The 6,785-nt window shown below is 53.7% G+C and carries 4 protein-coding genes and 1 pseudogene; 3 read left to right on the forward strand and 2 right to left on the reverse strand.

What is annotated here, in order from left to right; genetic code table 11:
• The 3 genes from V6C16_RS06080 to V6C16_RS06090 form a co-directional block, all read left to right on the forward strand.
• A partial coding sequence (locus V6C16_RS06080; RefSeq protein WP_333542892.1) for an ABC transporter permease occupies positions 1 to 526 on the forward strand: 526 nt, incomplete at its 5' end.
• Positions 523 to 1,260 carry an ABC transporter ATP-binding protein gene (locus V6C16_RS06085; protein ID WP_333542893.1) on the forward strand — a complete coding sequence of 246 codons (738 nt, stop codon included), beginning with the start codon at positions 523 to 525 and terminating at the stop codon, positions 1,258 to 1,260. The genes V6C16_RS06080 and V6C16_RS06085, both read left to right, overlap by 4 nt.
• A 3,228-nt stretch (positions 1,261 to 4,488) precedes the next feature.
• Complete coding sequence (locus tag V6C16_RS06090) at positions 4,489 to 5,676, forward strand: MBL fold metallo-hydrolase (protein WP_333534540.1); 1,188 nt, start codon at positions 4,489 to 4,491, stop codon at positions 5,674 to 5,676.
• 345 nt (positions 5,677 to 6,021) lie between these two features.
• Here the strand turns inward: V6C16_RS06090 and V6C16_RS06095 are convergent.
• Positions 6,022 to 6,184, reverse strand: a pseudogene (locus V6C16_RS06095) (IS5/IS1182 family transposase); the annotation flags it as partial.
• 134 nt (positions 6,185 to 6,318) lie between these two features.
• The coding region (locus tag V6C16_RS06100) for a transposase (RefSeq protein ID WP_333536879.1) at positions 6,319 to 6,785 on the reverse strand (467 nt) is incomplete at its 5' end.

The raw sequence follows: 6,785 nt of genomic DNA on the forward strand, positions 1-6,785 counted from the left end.
CCTTGTGCTCGGGCTGTGGTCGGGCCGCAGCGCAACGGTGGCGCGCCTGCTTTCGTTTACGGTCAATGGCGTAAAGTCCGTTCCCGGCATAAGCTGGTTGCCGCTGGCCCTCATATGGCTGGGCGTGGGATTTATGACCACCGTCAGTCTCATCGCATTGGCGGGCTTTTTTCCCGTGTATTTCAGCGCTGCGGCCGCCGCCGCTTCTGTGCCGCAAGACCTGCTCAATGCCGGGCGCATGCTTGGCTGCTCCCGCGTAACGCTTTTTACCAAGGTCATATTGCCCTGGTCCATGCCGCAAGTGTGCGCGGGCCTGCGCGTGGCTCTGGGCATGAGCTTTGCGTATCTGGTACTGGGCGAACTGACTGGCGTGCCGGATGGCCTGGGCGCGCTTATTATGGATGCCCGCATGAACGGCCGTGTGGATATTCTTTTAAGCGGCATAGTGCTTATTGCCGCCCTGGGCAGTGCCTGTGACGCGCTGCTTGTCAGGATGCTGCGTCGCCTGCCGGGTGCTGCCCGATGAGCGCGTATTTCGCTTGCCGTAACCTGCAAAAAAGCTATGGCGGCCGTGTTGTTCTGCCGGGTATTGATCTGACGTTGCGGCCAGGGTCGGTGACGGCGCTTATTGGCGCCAGCGGGTGCGGAAAAAGCACTCTTTTGCGCGTTGTGGCTGGCTTTGTGTCGCCGGATGCCGGGGAGATGCTTCTTGAAGGCGTTCCCTGCGGCGGGCCGGGGGTGGACAGGGTTATGGTGTTTCAGGACGATGCCCTGTTTCCCTGGCTGGGTGTGGCGGAAAATGTGGCTTTTGGGCTTAAAAATGGGGGCATGCCTCCTGCTCTTCGCCGGGAGCGTGTGCGGGAGATGCTGGCGCTGGTGGGCCTGGAACAGTGGGAACAGGCCCTGCCCTCGACGCTTTCAGGCGGCATGCGGCAGCGTGTGGCACTGGCGCGGGCGCTGGTGCTCCGCCCGAAACTTTTGCTGCTTGATGAGCCGTTTGCTGCCCTGGACGCCATTACACGCTCGCGCATGCAGGGGCTTTTGGCGGAGCTGCAGGCACGAACCGGAGTCACCGTGCTGATGGTCACCCACGATGTGGCAGAGGCCTGCCTTTTGGCGGATACTGTTCATTTGATGGGAACAGGCGCGGGAATTGCGGCAACCTGGGCTGTGGATGCCCCGCGCCCCAGAGATGTGGATGACCCCGCCCTTGTTCCGTTCAGGGCGCGGCTTCGCGCAAAATTGGAAGCCGCCATGTGACCCAAAGAAAAATCCCGTACTGAAACAGTGTTGATGCTGTCATCATATGCATGAATACCGCGTCCGATGGCATCAATCTCCAGATTTCCATTAACCACGTCAACATTGGCGCTGCTGTTGGTGCCGGACGAGATGCCCCAGGTGTCTGTTGTTATGCTTACAGACCCATTGGTGGCGGAAAGGTTGTTGGTGCTGTTATCATATGCGGCAACACCATCCCAATCTGCATTGATGGTGATGTCGCCGTCGGTTGTCGTTACAGAATTGACGCTGCCGCCCTGGGCCTGAAGACCTTGTTTCCCGGCGGTTATATTGACGCTGCCGCCTGTTGCAGCAACGCTGTTGGTGGCGTTATTCTGGGCAACCATGCCCCATCCATCGGCGTCAATACTGACATCGCCGTCTTGCGCCGCGACGGTGTTGGAGCCGCCATCTTTTGCCAAAAACCCCGTATCGCCTGCATCAACCACCACTTCGCCGCCGCTGACGGTATTCTTGCCGCCATCGGCAGCGGATACGCCATCACCTGAGACGTTTTGGACATGAACCGAGCCCTTGCCCATATCAATGACGTTTTCGGCTCCGCTGCCCTGCGCGGTTACGCCGTCCGCCACGACAAGCTTGCCGTCGGAGGAAGTGATATGCGTGATGGAGCCTGGCGTCGTGTTCGCAACCCCGGCGTTAAGGGTGATGGTGTTGTAGTCGTCGGCCATACGGGCCGGGTCGGCAGAGCCGCTGGCATGTATGGAGCTGCCGCCGATGACCGTGTCATCCAGGTTGATATTGTCATTGCCCGTGGACGCGACGATCTGGTAGCTGCCGGTCTGTCCCGAACCCTGATGGTATTCGCCCACAGACTCCGTGCCGAAGCCGGAAACCGCCCCGTATTCGGTATCATACGCCTGGGAGTCGAAAGATGATCCGCCGGTGGCGACCACTTCAACGGTGTACTCAAAAACGTGGCCGTCCTTGACCACCGTAACGGTCACAAGTCCTCTCAGGAAATCATCCGGATCAAGGCTTTGCAGTTTGGTAAGCCCGGCTTCGCTGAATTTGAACACCAACTGGCCGTTGATGAATTCCGGTTCGGAAAGCCATCTGCTGTCCCATTCAGGAGAAAAGGCGCAGGAAACGGAATCCGGCCCCGAGGCGGCGCGGGTGATTGCCGCGCCGGACGAAAGGTTCAGCAGGTTGCCGCTGGCGTCCCTGAAAAAGACAGGGGTGCTTACAAAATGGTCTTCGCTGTCGCCGGCGCTGTACAGCACTGCACGCACATCGCCGGCAGGGCCGACGGGCGGGCGCTCGCTGGCGGCGGCTCCGGAAGATTCGCCCCCAACTCTCAAAAGAGCGGTCTGAATACTGTCGCCCCCGGCCACTGAACCGGCCACTCCCATATCAAGGCCGTCCAGGTGGTCAAGGCCGCCCATCAGGTCGGAAGTTCCGTGCTCATTATAACGAGAGCCGCGCTCGACAGTGGCCGGACCCGCCGCAGGGACGAGGTCCGGGCCAAGAGCGCTGAAAAATTCCGTGCCGGAAACCAGTTTGCCGGCGATTTCAAAATCAGGAATGTTTTCGGCGTGATAGTTGCTGTAAAAGTCATCTATACGGATGGCTGAGCCATCTTCAAAAGTAAATATCAGTGAGCTGTCATCGCGTGACAGAGTGACGCCGTCGGTTGAAAAATCAAGCGCGATCTTTGCGTTTTGGTCTGTTGCACGAACTGTTACTGCCTGCCCCTGAGCAGGACGGGAAAGGGTGATAGTAGGCATGGAGCCTCCATGATGTACCGGATACAGTGATATGGCGGCAATGCACGGGCATGCCGAAAGTATAAAAGGGAGAGTATGTAAGCGTAATGTTTACTTCTCTGAGGGGGCAATGCCCCTCTGCCTCTCTTGCAAGAGTGCAGCATTGGGAAGATAAGGGGTGAATCAGCGCAGGCTATGATCCACGATCTGGGAAGAAGCCATCGCCTTTTTAATAATATCTGTTATTAAAAAGGCGATGGCTATAAGGGTATAACAGTTTCTCTTTTTAGATAGGGTTTTTATGCGGAGTTAGATTGAATAAATCATAAATATGATCCAGTAATTTTTATTAAATCAGAATTGCATAATAATATTTATAATTGTATATTTGTTCGTATTTGAAAGTGAACCCGCTAAAAAACTATAGAATTTTAATCGGATTTACGCGAAGCCGATATTTTTTATGTTCGGCAGGCCCTGTACAAGGGCAGGGCATTCTACGGCAGGCATGTTTCGGCAACTGCGGGGTGTAGCATGAAATCGTTATCTCGAATGTAAATATCTGTGGGCTTAATTATTTTTGGCCGCGCTATTGCACGAAAAAAATTTGAGTCATGGGAAAATATTTCTCTGGGGCAGGGCGTGGTCTGCAAAAGGGTGAGTGGCTCCGCCGGGCTGTTGTGTTTCAATGGGGCGTTTACCATTTCATGAAATGTTCAGACCAGTATTCGCATGCTCTCAGTGGGGCGCACCTTCCAAGCTTGCATATTTTTAAAATTTTGATGCGACTTTTTAAGGTCATCTCAGATCCATTATAAATGCCCGGACCTGCGTTGCCAGACCGGGGCATTTTTTTGGGGCTTTACTCAACCGTCGGAATAGTGTGAAACTGGAGCAAACTACCTTTGCGGATATATATCCTCAAAGGTTGGAGACGCCGCTTCAGCGTGTAACAGCGCAGAGGTTCTGCGTCTGCTCCTCACAGCGAGCGTGTGTTCCCGCGACCGTCAGGCAATTCCAACGGGCAGAGGCAGAAGACAGCTTGCTCGTGCCGCGAGCTTCAGATGTGGCTAGCCATCGGAAACGGCAATTCGAATTCTTGATGGCGCAAAGGCTCACGACGGTCCTCCTTCGCCGCGTGGCTAGGGGCCTATGTCGTAACGCTCCTGTTTTTTCATTGATCAGGCGATGCTGTCTGGCATGTCTGTGTCTGGTTGCCCTGCGGTGCAGGATGGCTGTCGCGCGCCTGTTTCGGGCGTCGTCAGTCAGGGCCATGAGACATTTTCCGGGAGTCCCCTAGTTGTAGAGTGCCAGCCAGGCCAGCGTACCAGGGCGTAGCACCTTCAGAAAGCGTTGCGGCACAGGCTTGAGAATTTGAACACCGATGTTTGCGGCTGTCCGGCGTCAATCCCACGGTTCACAAACGATGGATGGGCGCTGGCGGCCGTGCGCAACCCGAAACAAAAAGGATGATTTTGCTATGAGAAAGCACGTAAAAGCCAATGTCAGTTGGGTTGGTTATATCGATTGGGAATTGCAGCATTTTCACGGAGATGAATATTCCATCATCAATGGTTCCAGCCAGAACGCCTATCTGGTTGAAGAAGAGAAAACCGTACTCATTGATACGGTTTGGGCGCCGCACAGATTTGAGTTTATTGAAAATCTCAAATCAGAAATTGACCTTGCAAAGCTGGATTGCGTGGTGGCCAACCACGGTGAGGTGGACCATTCCGGCGCCCTGACCGAGCTTATGAAAGCACGCCCTGATTTGCCCATTTACTGCACCGCCAATGCGGTTAAAAGCCTTGAGGGGCAGTACGGAAAGCATGGCTGGAATTTCAATGTGGTAAAAACCGGCGATACCATTGATATAGGCAATGGAAAAAAGCTCGTTTTTGTCGAAATGCGGATGCTGCATTGGCCTGACAGTATGGCAACCTACCTCACCGGAGATAACATCCTTTTTTCCAATGATGCCTTTGGACAGCACTTTGCCGTCGAAGGTCTTTTTAATGACAAGGCCGATCAGTGCCTGCTTGAGAAAGAGGCAATGAAATACTATGCGAATATCCTGAATCCCTTTTCTTCCTTTGTGACCAAAAAGCTTGAAGAAATTTCTGGTCTGAACATTCCCATCGACATGATCGCCCCCAGTCATGGCGTCATCTGGCGTGACAATCCCATGCAGATTGTCGAAAAATACGCGCAATGGGCGCGGGAGTATCAGGAAGACCAGCTGACCGTTGTTTACGACACCATGTGGGAAGGCACCACACGGCTTGCTCATGCCATTGCTGAGCAGGCGGGCAGGGTCAGCCCCAATACTGAGGTCAAGGTGTTCAACATCTCCAAGACAGACAAAAATGAAATAATGACCGAAGTGTTTAAATCACGGGCCATTGCCGTGGGCTCCCCAACGGTCAGCAGCACCATTCTGTCCAGCGTTGCCGGGTGGCTGCACTTTTTGGCTTCGCTGAAATTTAAAAATAAAAAAGCCGCTGTGTTCGGCTGCTATGGCTGGAGCGGCGAGGGCAACAAGGTGCTGAGCGAGGAGCTTGCCAAGGCCGGCTTTCAGGTTGTTGACGAAAGCATACGTTCGCAATGGAACCCGGAAAAAGCCGATCTTGATAAGAGCGAAGCCATAGCAAGGGCATTGCTGGCATAGGCCATCAGCGCCAGGGCTTTTTTACTGAAATGGCCCTGGCGCCACAGTAGGTCGTCCTGTGTTGTGGCGCGGAGGTCAAACCGCTATGCAACCGGATATGTGAATAGCCGGGATAACAGTCTTAGGTCAAAGCAAATGGCAAATAATACTTCTGTTCCAACTGAGCGTGTGAGGAATTGGTATTACAGAAATACAGGATTGACCGCAGTGGACCTGTTGCTGATGATGGGAAAATATGTTTGTGGAGAAACTTGTTGGAGATATTTTTCTAGAATATAAAAGACATAAAGAAGAAACTCATAGATGATATGTTCATGCTGAAATGAACTGAGCTAGGCAGTGTAGTCACGAGATTGATGCCCAAAGAAAAATGCATCTGATGTGAGGTAGTCGCGACTAGGAACGATGCGGTATTCTTCGCATATCTGGTCGCGATTCCTCGCCATCGCTTCAAGTGAAGAAAGGCGTTTTCCACCAGATGTCGTGCCTTATAAAGCTCTTTGTGGTAGTGTCCAGAATTTTTCGCACATTTTGTAGCTACCATGTGGTGTCAGGTCTGGCGCTGTCTTGAAGCTGGCGCGTGCTTTGCGAGCGGGACGCTAAGTGGCGATCCCGCGCTGCAATGCCCGTGACGGCATGGGGCTATGCCGATACTTCTTGATTCATATTCATATACCGCTGTGTACCCCATTTTTGACTTGCCATGTAGCGCAGGCGGGCTGCCACCAGCATCAAGGCGGCGTGTCCATCTGGAAAACTGCCCACAACACGGGTTCGGCGACGAATTTCACGGTTCAGGCGTTCAAGCGGGTTGTTGGTTCGGATATGCCGCCAGTGCGCCATAGGAAAATTATAATAAGAAAGCGTCTCATCACAGCCAGATTCCAGTGTTCTGGCTGCTTTTTCAAGATGCTGCGCCCGGAGCTTTTGGGCCACATCTACCATTTTGCGGCGCGCAGCTTCTTTGTCCTCCTGAGCATGAATCGCTTTGAGCATCAGAGCAACCTCTTTGGCCTTACCGCGCGGAACCGCATGCAGCACGTTGCGATAAAAGTGCACAACGCACCGTTGCCACTTGGCATTGGGGTAAAATTCTCCAAGCGCCTCCA

Origin of the sequence: Desulfovibrio sp. 1188_IL3213 (assembly GCF_036763145.1) — a bacterium.
GTDB lineage: Bacteria > Desulfobacterota > Desulfovibrionia > Desulfovibrionales > Desulfovibrionaceae > Desulfovibrio.